16 protein-coding genes and 5 tRNA genes are annotated in these 16,822 nt (G+C 69.1%); 4 read left to right on the plus strand and 17 right to left on the minus strand.

What is annotated here, in order from left to right; translation table 11 throughout:
• Nucleotides 1-363: 363 nt before the first annotated feature.
• The 17 genes from rplA to AB3X10_RS17835 all read right to left on the minus strand — a co-directional run bounded on the left by rplA (nt 364) and on the right by AB3X10_RS17835 (nt 11,654).
• Nucleotides 364-1,062, minus strand: a complete 699-nt coding sequence (gene rplA / locus AB3X10_RS17755; protein ID WP_046979764.1) for a 50S ribosomal protein L1 — start codon at nt 1,060-1,062, stop codon at nt 364-366.
• A gap of 3 nt (nt 1,063-1,065) precedes the next feature.
• Complete coding sequence (gene rplK / locus AB3X10_RS17760; RefSeq protein ID WP_145699993.1) at nt 1,066-1,494, minus strand: 50S ribosomal protein L11; 429 nt, start codon at nt 1,492-1,494, stop codon at nt 1,066-1,068.
• A gap of 199 nt (nt 1,495-1,693) precedes the next feature.
• Nucleotides 1,694-2,251, minus strand: coding sequence for a transcription termination/antitermination protein NusG (nusG, locus tag AB3X10_RS17765; protein WP_145699991.1), 558 nt, complete (start codon nt 2,249-2,251; stop codon nt 1,694-1,696).
• 13 nt (nt 2,252-2,264) lie between these two features.
• A complete protein-coding gene (gene secE / locus AB3X10_RS17770) occupies nt 2,265-2,678 on the minus strand; it encodes a preprotein translocase subunit SecE (RefSeq protein WP_369976726.1) in 414 nt (137 codons plus the stop codon).
• A gap of 50 nt (nt 2,679-2,728) precedes the next feature.
• A tRNA-Trp gene (locus tag AB3X10_RS17775) sits at nt 2,729-2,804 on the minus strand.
• A gap of 134 nt (nt 2,805-2,938) precedes the next feature.
• Nucleotides 2,939-4,129 (minus strand): elongation factor Tu, encoded by a 1,191-nt coding sequence (gene tuf, locus AB3X10_RS17780; RefSeq protein ID WP_369976728.1) that lies wholly within the window; start codon nt 4,127-4,129, stop codon nt 2,939-2,941.
• Between the two features lie 44 nt (nt 4,130-4,173).
• Nucleotides 4,174-4,249: transfer RNA gene (locus AB3X10_RS17785), tRNA-Thr, on the minus strand.
• A gap of 30 nt (nt 4,250-4,279) precedes the next feature.
• Nucleotides 4,280-4,353: transfer RNA gene (locus tag AB3X10_RS17790), tRNA-Gly, on the minus strand.
• 32 nt (nt 4,354-4,385) lie between these two features.
• Nucleotides 4,386-4,471 (minus strand) — tRNA-Tyr (locus AB3X10_RS17795).
• 170 nt (nt 4,472-4,641) lie between these two features.
• The gene (gene ychF / locus AB3X10_RS17800; protein ID WP_369976730.1) at nt 4,642-5,733 is read right to left on the minus strand and encodes a redox-regulated ATPase YchF; all 1,092 of its coding nucleotides are present in this window, start codon (nt 5,731-5,733) and stop codon (nt 4,642-4,644) included.
• Between the two features lie 73 nt (nt 5,734-5,806).
• Nucleotides 5,807-6,391, minus strand: coding sequence for an aminoacyl-tRNA hydrolase (gene pth, locus AB3X10_RS17805; RefSeq protein WP_369976732.1), 585 nt, complete (start codon nt 6,389-6,391; stop codon nt 5,807-5,809).
• Between the two features lie 54 nt (nt 6,392-6,445).
• Nucleotides 6,446-7,093 (minus strand): 50S ribosomal protein L25/general stress protein Ctc, encoded by a 648-nt coding sequence (locus tag AB3X10_RS17810; RefSeq protein WP_369976734.1) that lies wholly within the window; start codon nt 7,091-7,093, stop codon nt 6,446-6,448.
• Between the two features lie 167 nt (nt 7,094-7,260).
• Nucleotides 7,261-8,220 carry a ribose-phosphate diphosphokinase gene (locus AB3X10_RS17815; protein WP_145705698.1) on the minus strand — a complete coding sequence of 320 codons (960 nt, stop codon included), beginning with the start codon at nt 8,218-8,220 and terminating at the stop codon, nt 7,261-7,263.
• Nucleotides 8,221-8,358: 138 nt separating this feature from the next.
• Nucleotides 8,359-8,435: transfer RNA gene (locus AB3X10_RS17820), tRNA-Gln, on the minus strand.
• Nucleotides 8,436-8,449: 14 nt separating this feature from the next.
• Entirely contained in the window at nt 8,450-9,313 is an 864-nt protein-coding gene (ispE, locus tag AB3X10_RS17825; protein ID WP_369976737.1) for a 4-(cytidine 5'-diphospho)-2-C-methyl-D-erythritol kinase, read from the minus strand.
• The gene (gene lolB / locus AB3X10_RS17830; protein WP_369976739.1) at nt 9,310-9,960 is read right to left on the minus strand and encodes a lipoprotein insertase outer membrane protein LolB; all 651 of its coding nucleotides are present in this window, start codon (nt 9,958-9,960) and stop codon (nt 9,310-9,312) included. Before lolB ends, ispE begins: the two co-directional genes overlap by 4 nt.
• The gene (locus AB3X10_RS17835) at nt 9,957-11,654 is read right to left on the minus strand and encodes a tetratricopeptide repeat protein (protein WP_369976742.1); all 1,698 of its coding nucleotides are present in this window, start codon (nt 11,652-11,654) and stop codon (nt 9,957-9,959) included. The genes lolB and AB3X10_RS17835 overlap by 4 nt, the downstream gene beginning before the upstream one ends.
• Before the next feature lie 66 nt (nt 11,655-11,720).
• On the opposite strand from AB3X10_RS17835, the gene hemA reads away from it, so the two are divergent.
• The 4 genes from hemA (at nt 11,721) to AB3X10_RS17855 (ending at nt 16,700) form a co-directional block, all read left to right on the plus strand.
• A complete protein-coding gene (gene hemA / locus AB3X10_RS17840; RefSeq protein ID WP_369976744.1) occupies nt 11,721-13,004 on the plus strand; it encodes a glutamyl-tRNA reductase in 1,284 nt (427 codons plus the stop codon).
• Complete coding sequence (gene prfA, locus AB3X10_RS17845) at nt 12,982-14,067, plus strand: peptide chain release factor 1 (RefSeq protein WP_369976746.1); 1,086 nt, start codon at nt 12,982-12,984, stop codon at nt 14,065-14,067. The genes hemA and prfA overlap by 23 nt, the downstream gene beginning before the upstream one ends.
• Nucleotides 14,068-14,122: 55 nt before the next feature.
• Nucleotides 14,123-15,832: a tetratricopeptide repeat protein gene (locus tag AB3X10_RS17850; RefSeq protein WP_369976747.1), complete on the plus strand. Its 1,710-nt coding sequence runs from the start codon at nt 14,123-14,125 to the stop codon at nt 15,830-15,832.
• A gap of 250 nt (nt 15,833-16,082) precedes the next feature.
• Nucleotides 16,083-16,700, plus strand: a complete 618-nt coding sequence (locus AB3X10_RS17855) for a hypothetical protein (protein ID WP_369976749.1) — start codon at nt 16,083-16,085, stop codon at nt 16,698-16,700.
• Nucleotides 16,701-16,822 lie beyond the last annotated feature (122 nt).

Raw genomic sequence — 16,822 nt, forward strand, 5'->3', positions numbered from 1 at the left:
CGGCTCCTGCCGCTTGCGGTCCTGGGCGGCCTCCATCCTGGATGCCGGGGACGCCGAATGGCATCCCAGTTGGTGGCCGTTCCAGACCTGGAGTGAGCGCGTCCGGGAAACCCCGGACTGGCCTGAACCAGAAAAACTCCAGAAAGGCGGCACCATCTACGCCGGCGCGTCCCCGAGGGGACTGGATTAAGCGATCCCGCTGTACCGACGGCGACTCCTTGCCATATCGAGCTTCCGTGCCCGTCGTCGGTATGCGCCGACCGCGCCTGCGGTCTTTGACGGCTTCGCTCCGGGTTGCCCCTCGGCGACGCCTTCAAAAGGTGGAACCGGCGGCGCCCCTCGCGGAGCGCCGCCGTGTTGCGATTACTTCAGGGACAGCGACGCCTGATCGACGGTGACGCCCGGACCCATGGTCGAGCTCACCGAGATCTTCTGCAGGTAGGTGCCCTTCGAGGTCGCCGGCTTGGCCTTGACCAGGTCCAGCAGCAGCGCCTGCAGATTGTTCTTCAGCGCGTCGTCTTCGAAGCTGGCCTTGCCGATGGTGCAGTGGATGATGCCGGCCTTGTCGGTGCGGTAGCGCACCTGGCCCGACTTGGCGTTCTTCACCGCTTCGGCCGGATTGGCCGACACGGTACCAACCTTCGGGTTCGGCATCAGGCCGCGCGGGCCCAGCAGCGTGCCCAGCTTGCCGACGACGCGCATCGCGTCCGGGGTGGCGATGACCACGTCGTAGTTCAGGTCGCCGGCCTGCATCTTCTCGGCCAGGTCGTCCATGCCGACGGCTTCGGCGCCAGCGGCCAGGGCTTCGTCAGCCTTGGCGCCGGCCGGGGCGAACACGGCCACGCGCACGCTCTTGCCGGTACCGGCCGGCAGCACGGTGGAACCGCGCACCTGCTGGTCGGACTTCTTGGCATCCACGCCCAGGCGCACGGCCACGTCGACGGCTTCGACGAACTTGGCCTTGCTGGTGGACTTGATGATCTTCAGCGCTTCGTCGATCGAATACGCCTTGCCCGGCTGCACGGCAGCACGGATCGCTTTCTGTCGCTTGGTCTGTGCCATCGCTTAACCCTCCACCGTCAGGCCCATGCTGCGGGCGGAACCCGCAATCGTACGCACCGCCGCTTCCAGCTCGGCTGCAGTCAGGTCGGCTTCCTTCGCCTTGGCGATCTCTTCGAGCTGCTTGCGGGTGACCTTGCCCACCTTCTCGGTGTTCGGGCGCTTGGAGCCGGAGGTGACGCCGGCCGCCTTCTTCAGCAGCACGCTGGCCGGGGTGCTCTTGGTGATGAAGGTGAAGGTACGGTCCGAATAGGCCGTGATGATGACCGGAGTAGGCAGGCCCGGCTCCAGCTTCTGCGTGGCGGCATTGAACGCCTTGCAGAATTCCATGATGTTCAGGCCGCGCTGACCCAGCGCAGGACCGACCGGCGGCGAGGGGTTGGCCTGACCGGCCTTCACCTGCAGCTTGATGTAACCGACTACTTTCTTTGCCATTTTAGTGTCTCCGGGTGCTAGCGCCCAAACCGCAGGCTCCCCATCGCGACGGGAAAATCACGTGTCCCGCCATCACGTTTGAAGTGCGCAGAAAGCCGCCTCGCGGCGGCTTCCGGTCCTGCCAGGCGACAAGCCTGGACAGCGAGCCGCGCAGTATAGCAGAGATTCTGGCGTCCGGCGCAGCCGCGCCGGCGCGGGCTCAGGCCTTCTCGACCTGGCCGAATTCCAGCTCCACCGGGGTGGAACGGCCGAAGATCAGCACCGCCACGCGCAGGCGGCTCTTCTCGTAGTTCACTTCCTCGACCACGCCGTTGAAGTCGTTGAACGGACCGTCGGTGACGCGGACCATCTGGCCCGGCTCGAACAGCACCTTCGGACGCGGCTTCTCCACGCCATCCTGAACGCGCTGCAGGATCGCATCGGCCTCCTCGTCGCGGATCGGCAGCGGGCGGTCGGCGGTGCCGCCGATGAAACCCATCACCTTCGGGGTTTCCTTGACCAGGTGCCAGCTTTCGTTGTCGATGCGCGGGATGCCGCCTTCCTCGTGGGTCTCGATCTGCACCAGCACGTAGCCCGGGAAGAACTTGCGCTCGGAACGGCGCTTCTGGCCGGAGCGCATCTCGATCACTTCCTCGGTCGGCACCAGCACGTCGCCGAAGCGCTCCTGCATCTCGTCACGCACAATGCGGTCGCGCAGCGCTTGCGCCACGGACTTCTCGAAGCCTGAATAGGCGTGAACGACATACCAACGCTTCACTGCTGCATTCTCCTCAACGACTCACGAACCACTGCATCAGCTTCTGGATCAGGAAATCGAACCCACCCAGCAGCAGACTCAGAATGATCACCACCACGATCACGACCCAGGTGGTGCGAATCGCTTCCTGACGCGTCGGCCAGACCACCTTGCGCAGCTCGAACCGGGACTCGGACACGAACTCGCGGGACTCGCGCCCCTTGGCGGTCAGCAGGAACACCGCCGCGGCCGCAACCAGGCCGACGATGACCGCCAGGCCACGCAGCGGACCGGACCAGCTCCCCAACTGCGTCGCACGACTCGGCTCGCCGAACCAGAACCAGACAAACAGGCCGGCGACCACCAGCAATGCAGCGATGACGTACTTGACGATATCGCCGCCCGAGGAAGCGGGGGTGCCTTTGGAATGTTCGATCTTGCTGTTCATCCGACTCTTGCGGCTATGCGACCAAGGTCACTGGATAGGGATCGGCAGATTGGCACGCCAGGAGGGACTCGAACCCCCAACCTGCGGTTTTGGAGACCGCTGCTCTGCCAATTGAGCTACTGGCGTGTAGTAAGAACGACTGCACTTCCCTTAGACGGCGAAGGCGGACCGAAGGTTCCGGCCCGCCCTTCGCTGAACCCGACGGCCGAAGCCGCCTGCACATCGTCAAACTCCGGCGACCGAGGTCGCCGGAGCGGGCATTACTTGATGATCTTGGCCACCACGCCGGCGCCGACGGTGCGGCCGCCTTCGCGGATCGCGAAACGCAGGCCTTCGTCCATCGCCACCGGGTTGATCAGCGTGACCACCATCTTCACGTTGTCGCCCGGCATCACCATCTCCACGCCTTCCGGCAGCTGGCACGCGCCAGTGATGTCGGTGGTGCGGAAGTAGAACTGCGGACGGTAGCCCTTGAAGAACGGCGTGTGACGGCCGCCCTCGTCCTTCGACAGCACGTACACCTCGGCTTCGAACTCGGTGTGCGGCTTGATCGAACCCGGCTTGCACAGCACCTGGCCGCGCTCCACGTCGTCACGCTTGGTGCCGCGCAGCAGCAGACCCGCGTTGTCGCCCGCCTGGCCCTGGTCCAGCAGCTTGCGGAACATTTCCACGCCCGTGACCGTGGTCTTCTGCGTGGCGCGGATACCGACGATTTCGATTTCGTCGCCCACCTTGATCACGCCGCGCTCGATACGCCCGGTCACCACGGTGCCGCGGCCCGAGATCGAGAACACGTCTTCCACCGGCATCAGGAACGGCTTGTCCACGTCGCGCTGCGGCTCCGGGATGAACGAATCCAGCGCTTCCACCAGCTTCAGGATCGACGGCACGCCGATCTCGCTCTGGTCGCCTTCCAGCGCCAGACGCGCCGAACCGTGGATGATCGGGGTGTCGTCGCCCGGGAAGTCGTACTTGCTCAGCAGCTCGCGCACTTCCATCTCGACCAGCTCGAGCAGCTCGGCGTCGTCGACCATGTCGGCCTTGTTCAGGAACACCACGATGTGCGGCACGCCGACCTGGCGCGACAGCAGGATGTGCTCGCGGGTCTGCGGCATCGGGCCGTCCGCGGCCGAGCACACCAGGATCGCGCCGTCCATCTGCGCCGCACCGGTGATCATGTTCTTCACGTAGTCCGCGTGGCCCGGGCAATCGACGTGCGCATAGTGGCGGTTCGGCGATTCGTACTCCACGTGCGCGGTCGAGATCGTGATGCCGCGCGCCTTCTCTTCCGGCGCCGCGTCGATCGCGTCGTACGCCTTGAACTCGCCGCCGAAGCGCTCTGCGCCGATCTTGGTCAGCGCCGCGGTCAGCGTGGTCTTGCCGTGGTCGACGTGACCGATGGTGCCGACGTTGACGTGCGGCTTGGTGCGCTCGAACTTACCCTTGGCCATGGCTGCTTCTTCTCGGTGATCGTAGAAAGATTTGAGACTGAATATGGTGCTCACGAAAGGAATCGAACCTTCGACCTCCTCCTTACCAAGGAGGTGCTCTACCGACTGAGCTACGTGAGCGTTGTTCTATTGTGACACAAGCGCGTTCAATGGAGCGGGAGACGGGAATCGAACCCGCACCATCAGCTTGGAAGGCTGAGGTTCTACCGTTGAACTACTCCCGCTACGGGATGTCGCACTGCCACAACAAAAAAACTGGTGGAGGGAGGTGGATTCGAACCACCGAAGGCGTAAGCCAGCAGATTTACAGTCTGCCCCCGTTGGCCGCTTGGGTATCCCTCCAACTACCCGTCCCGACCAGGCCGCAAGGCCGAAATCAGACCGGGGTGAAACAGCCCGCTATTCTTCCCTGACATCCCTGCCTTGTCAACAGTATTTTGACGCGATGTCGCAGGAAAACGCCTGTCGCCCGCCAGCGCCCGCAACCGGGCGCAGACGCGCATGCACGCGGGTCAGACGTTGAAGCGGAAATGCAGCACGTCGCCTTCCTGCACGCGGTATTCCTTGCCTTCCAGGCGCAGCCGCCCGGCCTCGCGCGCGCCGGCTTCGCCCTTGTACTTGATGAAGTCGTCGTAGGCGATGGTTTCGGCGCGGATGAAGCCTTTCTCGAAGTCGGTGTGGATCACCGCGGCGGCCTGCGGCGCGGTCGATCCGGCCTTCACCGTCCACGCGCGCACTTCCTTGACCCCGGCGGTGAAATAGGTCTGCAGCCCGAGCAGCGAGTACGCCGCGCGGATCACCCGGTTCAAGCCCGGCTCGGCCAGGCCCAGGTCGGCCAGGAAGGTGTCGCGGTCGGCGTCGTCCAGCTGCGACAGCTCTTCCTCGATCGCCGCCGACACCGGCACCACCTCGGCGCCCTCGGTGGCGGCGCGCGCGCGCACCGCGTCTAGGTGCGGGTTGTTCTCGAACCCGTCCTCGAGCACGTTGGCGATGTACATCACCGGCTTGAGCGTGAGCAGGAACAGGTCTCGCACCAGCGCCTTCTCTTCCTCGTCCAGGCCCGCGCTGCGCCCGGCCTTGCCGTCGGCCAGCGCGGCCTGCAGCTTGGCCAGCACCGGCTTGCGCGCGGCCGCATCCTTGTCGCCGCCCTTGGCGCTGCGCTCGGCGCGGTTCAGCGCCTTCTCGACGCTGTCCAGGTCGGCCAGGGCCAGCTCGGTGTCGATGGTCTCGATGTCCGAGATCGGATCGACCTTGTTGTTGACGTGGATGATGTCGCCATGCTCGAAGCAGCGCACCACGTGGGTGATCGCGTCGACCTCGCGGATGTGCGCCAGGAACTTGTTGCCCAGGCCCTCGCCGCTGGCCGCGCCGGCGACCAGGCCGGCGATGTCGACGAACTCGACCGCGGTCGGCACGACCTTCTGCGGATTGATGATCTTGGCCAGCTCGCCCAGCCGCGGATCCGGCACCGGCACCACGCCGACGTTCGGCTCGATGGTGCAGAACGGGAAATTGGCCGCCGCGATGCCCGCCTTGGTCAGCGCATTGAACAGGGTCGACTTGCCGACGTTGGGCAGGCCGACGATGCCGCACTTGATACCCATGGTTCACTTCCGGGATTTGGGATTCGGGATTGGAGATTCGCCTGCCGCAAGGCTGCGAATCCCCAATCCCCAATCACGAATCCCTGCTCGTATGCAGCCGCTTCATCGCCTCGTTGAAATCGCCCTGCACCGCCAGCGGCAGCACCGCGATGGCTTCGTCGATGGCGCGGTCGATCAGGATCTGGTCGTCCTTGCCGGCGCGCCCCAGCACCCACGGCACCACCTTGTCCTTGTGCCCGGGATGGCCGATGCCGATGCGCAGCCGGTGGAAGCCGGCATGCCCGAGCAGGCGGATGGTGTCGCGCAAGCCGTTCTGCCCGCCATGGCCGCCGTCGAACTTGAGCCGCACCGTGCCCGGCGCCAGATCCAGTTCGTCGTGCGCCAACAGCGCCTGCGCCGGTTCGATCTTCCAGTAGCGCAACGCGGCGGTCACCGCCTTGCCGCTGAGATTCATGAAGGTGGCCGGCTTCAGCAGCCACACCGCCTGCCCGGCCACGTCGACCTTGGCGGTTTCGCCGAACAGCTTGGCGTCCACGCTCCAGCGCGCGCCGGCCCGCTCGGCCAGGTGTTCGACAAAACGAAACCCGGCGTTGTGCCGGGTGTTCGCGTGTTCGGCTCCGGGATTGCCCAGACCGACGATCAGACGCAGACCAGTCATGCCGCAGCATCGCCGCAGCGCCCGGACCGACAGGCCCGGGCGCTGCTCGGGCGATTACTTGCCGTCCTTCTTCGCCGGCTCGGCCGCGGCCGGGGCGTCGGTCGCTTCCGGCTCGGCCTCGATCTGGCCGTGCTTGGCGATGACCACCGCCACGTCGTGCTCCTTGCCCAGCTTCAGTTCCGGCAGCTCGACGCCGGCCGGCAGCTTCAGGTCGGACAGGTGGATCACGTCGCCGACCGACAGCGCGGACAGGTCGACTTCGACGAACTCCGGCAGGTCCTTCGGCAGGCACACGACCTGGATCTCGTTCAGCTCGTGGGTGACGACGACTTCGGCCGACTTGCCGGCAGGCGAGGTTTCCTCGTTGAGGAAGTGCAGCGGCACCGAGGCGTGCAGCGCCTCGTTGTCGTTCACGCGCTGGAAGTCGATGTGCATGATCAGCTGCTTGAACGGGTGGCGCTGCATATCGCGCAGCAGCACCTTTTGGATGTCGCCGTTCAGGCTCAGGCTGAGGATCGACGAGTAGAACCAGTCGTTCTGGCTGGCGAGCCAGACTTCGTTGTGGTTGAGCTCGATGTTGACCGGCTTCAGTTCGCCACCGTAGACGATGGCGGGGATCAGGCCGTCGCGACGGAGGCGGCGGCTCGCACCCTTACCCTCGACCTCGCGGCGCTGAACCTTGATTTCATGTGTGGTTGCCATTTGCGTTTACTACCTTGGTTGAATGAACCGCCTCGCGGCGGTTTTGAGGACTCTTCCGCGACCAGAAGAGTCGTTGGAAAGCCGGGATCGGGGATTCGGGATTGGGGATTCGCAAAGCTAGCGCCGTTGCGAATCCCCAATCCCGAATCCCCAATCCCCGCCCTGAATCAATCGACGTACAACGAACTCACCGACTCGCCGAAGGCGATGCGGCGAATGGTTTCGGCCAGCAGCTCGGCGACGCTGAGCTGGCGGATCTTGTTGCAGCCGCGGGCGGCGTCCGACAGCGGGATGGTGTCGGTGACGACCAGCTCGTCGAGCTGCGAATTGCTGATGTTGCTGACCGCCGGGCCGGACAGCACCGGGTGGGTGCAGTACGCGGCCACCTTCAGCGCGCCCTGCGCCTTCAGCGCGGCCGCGGCGGCGCACAGGGTGCCGGCGGTATCGACGATGTCGTCGACCAGCACGCAGGTCTTGCCTTCGACGTCGCCGATGATGTTCATCACCGTGGACACGTTGGCGCGCGGGCGGCGCTTGTCGATGATCGCCAGGTCGGCGTCGTCCAGGCGCTTGGCCACGGCGCGGGCGCGGACCACGCCGCCCACGTCCGGCGACACCACGATCAGGTTGTCGGTGCCGTAGGCGCGCCAGATGTCGGCCAGCAGCAGCGGCGAGGCGTAGACGTTGTCGACCGGAATGTCGAAGAAGCCCTGGATCTGGTCGGCGTGCAGGTCCACGGTCAGCACGCGGTCGGCATTGACCGCGGTGAACATCTTCGCCGCGACCTTGGCGGTGATCGGCACGCGCGAGGAACGCATGCGCCGGTCCTGCCGCGAATAGCCGAAGTACGGCACCACCGCGGTGACGCTGGCGGCGCTGGCGCGCTTGAGCGCGTCGATCAGCACCAGCAGCTCCATCAGGTTCTCCGCGCTGGGCGCGCAGGTCGGCTGGATCACGAACACTTCCTGCCGGCGTACGTTCTCCTCGATCTCCACCTGCACTTCGCCATCGGAGAAGCGCGACACCATCGCCTTGCCCGGACGCACGCCCAGTTCGCGGCAGATGCTCTTGGACAGGGGCTTGTTGGCGTTGCCGGAGAACACCAGCAGGTTACGTTGATCTTGCATGAGCAGTGTCTCGGGCGGCGGCGGCGAAGAACGTGGAACGAAGAAACAGCGTGAATCGGAAAGCCAGGCGGAGCGACGCTTCTACCTGTTGAACCCCCGCACACGGATGTGCGGGCTTCTGCGAGGGACTCGCATATATGGCAGGGGCGGTAGGATTCGAACCTACGAATGCCAGGATCAAAACCTGGTGCCTTGGGCCTCTTGGCGACGCCCCTGCATGGAACTGTTGCTATGCCTCCAGCGCGTCGAGCAGCGGCGAGCGGGTCACGCCGCCAGCCACCCAGGCGCGCAACCCGTCCGGCAAGGCCGCCAGCGCGCGCACGGCGGCAGCGCGATCGGCGAACTCGACGAAACAACCGCTCCCCGACCCGGTCAGGCGTGGCGTGCCGATCTGCGCGAGCGCCTGGAACACGGCCTGGATGGCCGGTTCGCGGCGGAGCAGCACCGGCTCGAACGCATTGCCGAGCAGGAAACCTGAAACGAAGTCCGCCATTTTCGCGGGCGCGGCATCCCGCGTCAAATCCGGGGCCTGGAACAGCGCGGCGGTGGGCACGTGAACCGCCGGATCGGCCAGCACGTACCAGGCCGGCGGCAGGCGCAGCGGGGTCAGCCGCTCGCCCACCCCTTCGGCCCAGGCATCGCGGCCGCGCACGAACACCGGCACGTCCGCGCCCAGCGCCAGGCCCAGGGCGGCAAGCGCGTCCTCGTCCAGCCCGGCGCTCCACAGCGCATTGAGCGCGACCAGCGCGGTCGCCGCGTCGGACGAACCGCCACCGAAGCCGCCGCCCGCCGGAATGCGTTTTTCGACGCGGATATCCACACCCTGGGCAATTTTGGCTTCGTTTTGCAGAAGTTTCGCGGCGCGCACCAACAGGTCGTCGGCCTCGGCGACGCCGGGCACGGAGTCGCCGCGCCGCGCCACCACACCGTCGCCGCGCACCCGCAGATGCACCGTATCGCCCCAGTCGAGCAGGCGGAACACGGTCTGCAATTCGTGGTAGCCGTCGGCGCGGCGGCCGGTGATCTGCAGGAACAGGTTCAGCTTCGCCGGGGCCGGCCAGGCCGACCAGCCGTCCTCGCCCACCGCGCTCATGGCGCGGCGAAGTCCCACTGGTCCAGCAGCAGCCGCACCTTGGCGTCGCCGTTGCGCGCCTCGATGCGTCGCGGCAGGGCCGGACGACCGTCGCTGGGCGGGTACCACTCCTGGAACTGGATCTCCCAGCCCATCTGCCGCAGCGTCTGCAGGCGCCCCTCGGCGTCGTAGCCGACCTGCTCGGGCGCCCCGGCGTCCACCGCGACCTGCCCGCGCACCCAGTCCGGCAGCAGATTGACCGGAATCTCCCAACCGGTGGCCTCGAGCAGCACCTGCTGCGCGTCCTCGCCTGCGCGCGGACCGCCTTCCAGCCCCTCCAGGCGACCGCCGCCCTGGCTGTCGCCGCTCAGGCGCCAGCTCTGGCGCGTCACCGGCGCACTGAGTTCGATCTGGTATTGCCGCTGCTGCTGGGCCCAGTCGATACGGCCGCTGCCGCCGTTGCGGCCCTTGGTGATCGCCACCCGGCCCTGGAACGACCAGTTCGGATGCGCGGCCAGCCATGCCGTGCGCGCGGCGTCGGCCTGGCGCGCGGTCTCACTCAGCGGTGCGCTCGCGACCGGCGGCGCCTGCCGCGGCGCCAGCGAGCTGCAGCCGGCCAGCGCCAGCAGCACCGCCAGCGCGCACACCGCACGCAACCCCGGCCTCACGGCGCGACCTTGTCCATGGCCCGCTGCAGCGCGCGATTCTTCGGATCGAGCTTGCGCGCCTCGTCGAAGTACTTGTTGGCCTCCTCGCGCTTGCCCTGCTCCCACAGCACCTGGCCGATGTGCGCGGCGATCTCCGGATCCTTGAACAGGGTCCAGGCGCGGCGCAGCTGCACCAGCGCTTCCTGGGTCTTGCCCAGCCGGTAAAGCACCCAGCCGTAGCTGTCGATGATCGCCGCGTTGTCCGGATCGGCGGTGCGCGCGCGATCGATCAGTTGCAAGGCCTCGCGGTAGCGGTGGGTGCGGTCGGCCAGGGTGTAGCCGAGCGCGTTGAGCGCGGCCACGTTCTCCGGCTCGGTGACCAGGATCTTGCGCAGGTCGGCCTCGGCGCGGTCGATGCGGTCGCGCCGCTCCCAGGCCAGGCCGCGCGCGTACAGCAGGGCGTTGTCGTCCGGATAGGCGGCCAGGCCGCGCTCGAACACCTGCAGTTCGCCATCGTCGTCGCCGCTGCGCTGGCGCAGTTCCGCCTCCAACACGTAGGCGTCGCGGCGCGCGGCGTCGTCGGCCTCGGCATCGTCCTGCAGCGCGCGCGCCTCGGCGAAGGCGGCGTCCTTCTGCCCGAGCTCGTACAGCGCCCCGGCGGTGCGCAGCCGCGCCTCGTTGCGCAGCGGGCCGCCCGGCACGCCGCGGTACCAGGTCACCGCTTCCTGGTAGCGCTTCAGGAACTCGGCGATCTTGCCGAGCAGCAGGCGCCGCTCCGGATCGGGCTGGGCCGCGCCCTTGCGCAGTTCCTCGTACAGCGCGCTCAGCGCCGCGTTGTCCTGCAGCTTGGCCAGCATCGAGGCGCGCAGGCCGTAGTTCTGGGTGTCCTGCGGGCCGAGCGCCAGCACCCGCGCCGCCGCGGCGGTGTCGCCGATCGCGTCGTAGGCGTAGGCCAGCGCGCCGCGCAGCTCGGGATCGCGCGGCGCCTTGGGCTCCACGCCCTGCAGCAGCGCGCGCGCCTGCTCGGTCTTGCCGGCCTGCTGCAGCTGGGTGGCGTGCAACAGGGCCACCCGCGGCTCCTCCGGGAAGCGCTTGACCAACTGGTCGACGATGCGCTCGGCCAGTTTCGGCTGCTCCAGGCGCAGCGCCAGGCGCCCGAATTCCTGCCAGGCCTCGAGCTGGTCGGGGATGGCATTGGCGTCGAGCAGCTGATCCAGCACCTTCGCCGCCACCTCCGGATCGCGGTTGCCGCTGACCAGCGCCACCAGCGCGTAGCGCCAGCCGCGCGCATCCTTGTCGCGCAGCAGCCCCACCAGCAGGCCGCGCGCCTGGCGCAGGTTGCCGTTGCGCAGGGCCAGCGCCGCATCGGCGCTGCGCATCGCCAGCGACTCGGGCGCGCGCTGGCGCCACAGCGCCAGGGCCTGCGCGGCGGCGGCCGTGTCGTTGGCCAGCATCGCGATGCGGGTCGCGCGTTCGGCCAGGCCGGCATCGCCGGGAGCGTCGTTGGCCGCCTCCAGGTACCAGTGCGAGGCATCGGCCAGCTGCCCGGCCTGCAGCGCGAATTCGCCGGCCAGCACCGGCGTCAGCGAGGACGGCGCGGCGCTCGCCGGCGGCTTGGCGGCGGCCGCAGGCGCCGCCGCGGCGGCGGCAATGGCCGGCAGCATGGTCAGCGCAGACAGCAATAGACAGGTACGGATGCGAATCAATGCGGGCATCGGGGGCAACCGGGCCGTAAAATGGGGCCCTGAATGGCCAGCAGCTTATCGCAAGCAACTGAACAGATGACGTTGTGGGTGCTCGGATTGAACCACCAGACCGCGCCGGTCGACCTGCGCGAACGGGTGGCGTTCGCCGGCGATGCGCTGCCGCGCGCGCTGCATTCGCTGCGCGCCTTGCCCAACGTCGCCGAGGCCGCACTGCTGTCCACCTGCAACCGCACCGAGCTGTACGCGATCGCCGAGGACGCGCAGAGCCTGGCCGACTGGCTGGATTCGCATGCGTCCGGGCTGCACGGCTACCTGTACCAGCACCAGGACGCCGACGCGGTGCGGCATCTGTTCCGCGTCGCCACCGGGCTGGACTCGATGGTGCTGGGCGAGCCGCAGATCCTGGGCCAGGTCAAGGACGCCTGGGCGCTGGCGCGCGAGCACGGGGCGATGGGCAACCGCCTGGACCGGCTGTTCCAGCAGACCTTCTCGGTGGCCAAGCGCGCGCGCACCGACACCCGGGTCGGCGCCAATCCGGTGTCGGTGGCCTCGACCGCGGTGCGCCTGGCGCAGAATTCCTTCGCCCGGCTCAGCGAATCGACGGTGCTGCTGGTCGGCGCCGGCGAGACCATCGAGCTGGCCGCCAAGCACCTCAGCGAAGGCCGCGTGCGGCGCCTGCTGATCGCCAACCGCACCCTCGCCCACGCCCAGGAACTGGCCAGCCGCCATGGCGGCGTGGCGCTGCCGCTGAGCGAGCTGGAGCGGCACCTGCAGGAGGCCGACGTGGTGTTCTCGGCCACCGCCGCGCGCGAGCCGGTGGTGACCCGCGCGCAGGTCGAGCAGGCGCTGCGCGCGCGCAAGCACAAGCCGATGCTGCTGTTCGACCTGGCGGTGCCGCGCGACATCGAGGCCGGCGTGGCCGAACTGGCCGACGCCTATCTGTACACCGTGGACGACCTGGAACGCGCGGTCGAGGACAACCGCCGCGGCCGCCGCGAAGCGGCCGAGGCCGCCGAGGCGATCATCGACCTGCAGGTGGTGCGCTACATCGAGACGCTGCAGGCCAGCACCCGCCAGGCGCCGCTCAAGCGCCTGCGCGCGCACGGCGACAACACCCGCGACGACGTGCTGGCCAAGGCGCGGCAACAGCTGGCCAACGGCAAGCCGGCCGACGAGGTGCTGGAATTCCTCGCCAACACCCTGACCAACCGCCTGCTGCATCCGCCCACCGCGGCGCTGCGCGAGGCCGCGCTGAGCGGCGACGCCGAGCTGGCCCGCGCCGCCGAGCGCCTGTTCCCGGAAAAACCGGGCTACTTCCACCCTATCCTGAAGACCGATGACACCGACCCTGCGCCGTAAGCTGGAGGCGCTGGCCGAGCGTCGCGAAGAACTCGAACGCCTGCTGTCCGACCCCGACGTGGTCGGCGACAACGCGCGCTTCCGCGACTACTCGCGCGAATTCGCGCAGCTGGAGCCGGTCGCCGCCGCGCTGGCCGACGAGGCCGCGGCCAAGGCCGACCTGGCCGCCGCCGAGGCGATGCGCGCCGATCCGGAACTGCGCGAGCTGGCCGAAGAGGAGATCGCCGCCGCCCACGCGCGCCTGGCCGCGCTCGACGAACAGCTGGCGCTGCTGCTGGTGCCGCGCGATCCGCGCGACGACGGCAACCTGTTCCTGGAAGTGCGCGCCGGCACCGGCGGCGACGAGGCGGCGATCTTCGCCGGCGACCTGTTCCGCATGTACGCGCGCTATGCCGAGCGCCAGGGCTGGAAGGTGGAAGTGGAATCGGACAGCCCCGGCGAGCACGGCGGCTACAAGGAGATCGTGGCGCGCATCGTCGGCCGCGGCGCGTACTCCAAGCTCAAGTTCGAATCCGGCACGCACCGCGTGCAGCGGGTGCCGGCGACCGAGTCGCAGGGCCGCATCCACACCTCGGCGGCGACGGTGGCGATCATCCCCGAGGCCGACGACGTGGAGGAGATCGCGATCAACCCGGCCGACCTGAAGGTGGACACGTTCCGTTCCTCCGGCGCCGGCGGCCAGCACGTCAACAAGACCGAATCGGCGATCCGCATCACCCACGTGCCGAGCGGGGTGGTGGTCGAATGCCAGACCGAGCGCAGCCAGCACGCCAACCGCGACAAGGCGATGAAGCGGCTGAAGGCGCAGCTGCTCGATACCGAGCGCAGCAAGCAGGCCGCGGCCGAGGCGCAGGACCGCAAGCTGCAGGTCGGCAGCGGCGACCGCAGCCAGCGCATCCGCACCTACAGCTTCCCGCAGGGCCGCATCACCGACCACCGGGTCGAAGGCCTGACCCTGTACGACCTGCCCAACGTGATCGAGGGCGACCTCGACGCGCTGATCGAGCGGCTGAGCCACGAGCACCAGGTCGACGAACTGGCGCGGCTGAGCGACAGCCCGTGAGCCGGCCTGTGCGCCGCGCCGATGCGCGCGCCCCCGGACCGGCCGCCGCCAGCGCGTGAGCGGCACCAGCGTGGACGAACTGCGGCAACTGCAGGAGGCGGTGCGCCGCGACCCGCAGGACTTCATCGCCTGGGTGATGCTGGCCGACGCCGAACTCGGCGCCGGCGCGGTCGCCGCCGGCGAGCAGGCCGCCTTGCGCGCGCTGCAATTGCGCCCGGCGCATCCCGAAGCGCTGGCACGGCTGGGCCGGGTGCGCTGGACCCAGCGCCGCCACCCCGAGGCCGCCGCGGCGTTGCGCCAGGCCCTGCAGCAGGCGCCGCAGCATCCGGGCATCGCCCTGTGGCTGGGCCATGCGCTGGAGGACAACGGCGAGGCCGAAGCCGCCGCGCAGGCCTATGCGCACGCGCACGCGCTGCTGCCGCAGGAACCGTCGATCGCCGCGCACCTGCTGAACTGGCGACGCAAGCTGTGCGACTGGCGCGCGCTGGACGCCTTGTCGCAGCAGGTCCGCGCCGCCGTGCGCCAGGGCCACACGGCGATCGAACCGTTCGCCTTCCTCAACGAGGACGCCGACGCGTCCGAACAGTTGCGCTGCGCGCGCAACCGCGCCCTTGCCGTGGCGCACACGGTGGCGCCGTTGCCGGCGACGGCGCTGCGCCGCCACGGGCCGCTGCAGGTCGGCTTCCTGTCCAACGGCTTCGGCGCGCATCCCACCGGGCTGCTGATCGTGGCCTTGTGCGAACGCCTGCGCGCGCATGCCGACCTGCAGCTGCAGCTGTTCGCCTTGAACCGCGACGACGGCAGCGCGATCGGCGCGCGCCTGCGCGCCGCGGCGCACGCCTGGCACGACGTCGCCGCACAGCCGCACCGGGCGATCGCGCAACGCATCCGCGATGCCGGCATCGACCTCCTGTTCGACCTGCGCGGCTGGGGCGGCGGCGGCGCGCCGGAAGTGCTGGCGCTGCGCCCGGCGCCGCTGCAGGTCAACTGGCTGGCCTATCCGGGCACGTCCGGCGCGCCATGGATCGACTACGTGGTCGGCGACGCGTTCGCGCTGCCCGATGCGGTGGCCGCGCACTACAGCGAGCGCGTGCTGCGCCTGCCGCGCGCGTTCCAGCCGTCGGACGATACGCGCCAGGTCGGCGCGCCGCCGTCACGCCGCGACTGCGGCCTGCCCGAGCACGGCACCGTGTTCTGCTGCTTCAACAACAGCTACAAGCTGACCCCGCGCAGCGTGGCGCGGATGCTGGAGATCCTGCGCCAGGTCCCCGGCAGCGTGCTGTGGCTGCTGTCCGGCCCCGGCCAGGCCGATGCGCGGCTGCGCGACGCCGCCCGCCGTGCCGAGGTGGATCCGGCGCGGCTGCGCTTCATGCCCAAACTCGCGCATGCCGAGTACCTGGCCCGCTACCGGCATGCCGACCTGTTCCTGGACACGCATCCGTACAACGCGCACACCACCGCTTCCGATGCGCTGTGGGCCGGCTGCCCGCTGCTCACCTGCCCCGGCACCACCTTCGCCGCGCGCGTGGCCGGCAGCCTCAACCACCATCTGGGCATGGGCGAGATGAACGTCGCCGACGACGCCGCGTTCATCGCCAAGGCCGTGCAGCTGGGCCGCGACCCGGCCGCGCTGCGCGCCCTGCGCGACACCCTGCGGCAGCGCCGAGCCAGCGCCGGCCTGTTCGACATGCACGGCTTCGCTGCGGACTTCGCCGCGCTGTTGCGCGATACGGCAGGCCGGCATGGCTGGAGCGGGCCGCACTAGGCGCGAATGGCTCGACCGCAACGGCGCGGTGCGCAGCGGCCGGTTCGCGTTCGGCATCCGGACCATGCAGTACGGCATGCCATCGGCAGCGGCGGTCGCAATCTCTCGACATCGCGCAAGCGGCAGACGACGGCACCCGGCAACACGCAGGTCGCTCGTATTCGTCGCAACGCATGCCCTGCAGACGCGCGCTTGACCTCAAGCATGGTCGAGGTTCGACACTGCGCGCTTTCCGTTCGCGCACGCCCCGATGCCGTCACGCCTGTCGCCCGATCTCACCTCCCCGCATGCGCGCAGCGTGCTGGTCGCCCACGCCGCGGCGCCGGTCTGCGCAGCGCTGCTCGCACGCTTGCGCGACATCCCCGGCAGCGACCTGCATGCCCTGGCCTGGCTGGAATCGCTGGGCGCAGCGCCGGACCTGCTGTACGCGCAATGCGGCGGCGACGCCGGTATGCAGCTCGGCCGCAGCCTGCGTCCGCGCGCACCGGCGCCGCGACTGACCCTGCAACGCTACCGGCGCATCCGCAGCGGGGTGTCCGATCCGCAACGCCTGCCCGGCTGCGTCGTGGTGACCCGGCTGCCGATCCGCGACGCGGCGCAAGCGCGGCACTATGCCGATGCCGCCTTCGCCGCGCTGCAGGATGGCGCGCACGCGCTGCGCGGCCTGATCGCCTCGCACCTGCACCTGTCCGACGACGGCCGTGGCCTGCTCGACTATGCCGAATGGAGCAGCGCCGACGCGCAGCGCCGCGCCCTGCGGCGCGAACCCGAGCGCCTGCCGCTGGCCTGCCATCCTGCCGCCAGCGTGGCCCACTACCGGCCGCACGCGCTGGCCCGGCCCGGCCACCCGGCGCACGGACGCGGCTGAAGCGCCGGGGACCGTGCGCAAGGCGCGGCCGTCTCGCGCCGGATAGAACCCACCATCGGTTTTTTGCGCGCCACAAACCAGCATCGCGCCCAGCGCCATTTTCGCCTGCCGCAACGATGATC

Source organism: Xanthomonas sp. DAR 80977 (assembly GCF_041240605.1).
In the GTDB taxonomy this organism is placed as follows: Bacteria; Pseudomonadota; Gammaproteobacteria; order Xanthomonadales; family Xanthomonadaceae; genus Xanthomonas_A; species Xanthomonas_A bundabergensis.

Bases quoted from the DNA above. Each gene is read 5' to 3' on its own strand.
- secE (WP_369976726.1), bottom strand. From the start codon at position 2,678: ATGAACAGCAAGATCGAACATTCCAAAGGCACCCCCGCTTCCTCGGGC.
- rplA (WP_046979764.1), bottom strand. From the start codon at position 1,062: ATGGCACAGACCAAGCGACAGAAAGCGATCCGTGCTGCCGTGCAGCCG.
- ispE (WP_369976737.1), bottom strand. From the start codon at position 9,313: ATGAGCGCGGTGGGCGAGGACGGCTGGTCGGCCTGGCCGGCCCCGGCG.
- AB3X10_RS17835 (WP_369976742.1), bottom strand. From the start codon at position 11,654: ATGCCCGCATTGATTCGCATCCGTACCTGTCTATTGCTGTCTGCGCTG.
- ychF (WP_369976730.1), bottom strand. From the start codon at position 5,733: ATGGGTATCAAGTGCGGCATCGTCGGCCTGCCCAACGTCGGCAAGTCG.
- tuf (WP_369976728.1), bottom strand. From the start codon at position 4,129: ATGGCCAAGGGTAAGTTCGAGCGCACCAAGCCGCACGTCAACGTCGGC.
- AB3X10_RS17810 (WP_369976734.1), bottom strand. From the start codon at position 7,093: ATGGCAACCACACATGAAATCAAGGTTCAGCGCCGCGAGGTCGAGGGT.
- rplK (WP_145699993.1), bottom strand. From the start codon at position 1,494: ATGGCAAAGAAAGTAGTCGGTTACATCAAGCTGCAGGTGAAGGCCGGT.
- prfA (WP_369976746.1), top strand. From the start codon at position 12,982: ATGACACCGACCCTGCGCCGTAAGCTGGAGGCGCTGGCCGAGCGTCGC.
- pth (WP_369976732.1), bottom strand. From the start codon at position 6,391: ATGACTGGTCTGCGTCTGATCGTCGGTCTGGGCAATCCCGGAGCCGAA.
- AB3X10_RS17815 (WP_145705698.1), bottom strand. From the start codon at position 8,220: ATGCAAGATCAACGTAACCTGCTGGTGTTCTCCGGCAACGCCAACAAG.
- AB3X10_RS17855 (WP_369976749.1), top strand. From the start codon at position 16,083: ATGCCGTCACGCCTGTCGCCCGATCTCACCTCCCCGCATGCGCGCAGC.
- hemA (WP_369976744.1), top strand. From the start codon at position 11,721: ATGACGTTGTGGGTGCTCGGATTGAACCACCAGACCGCGCCGGTCGAC.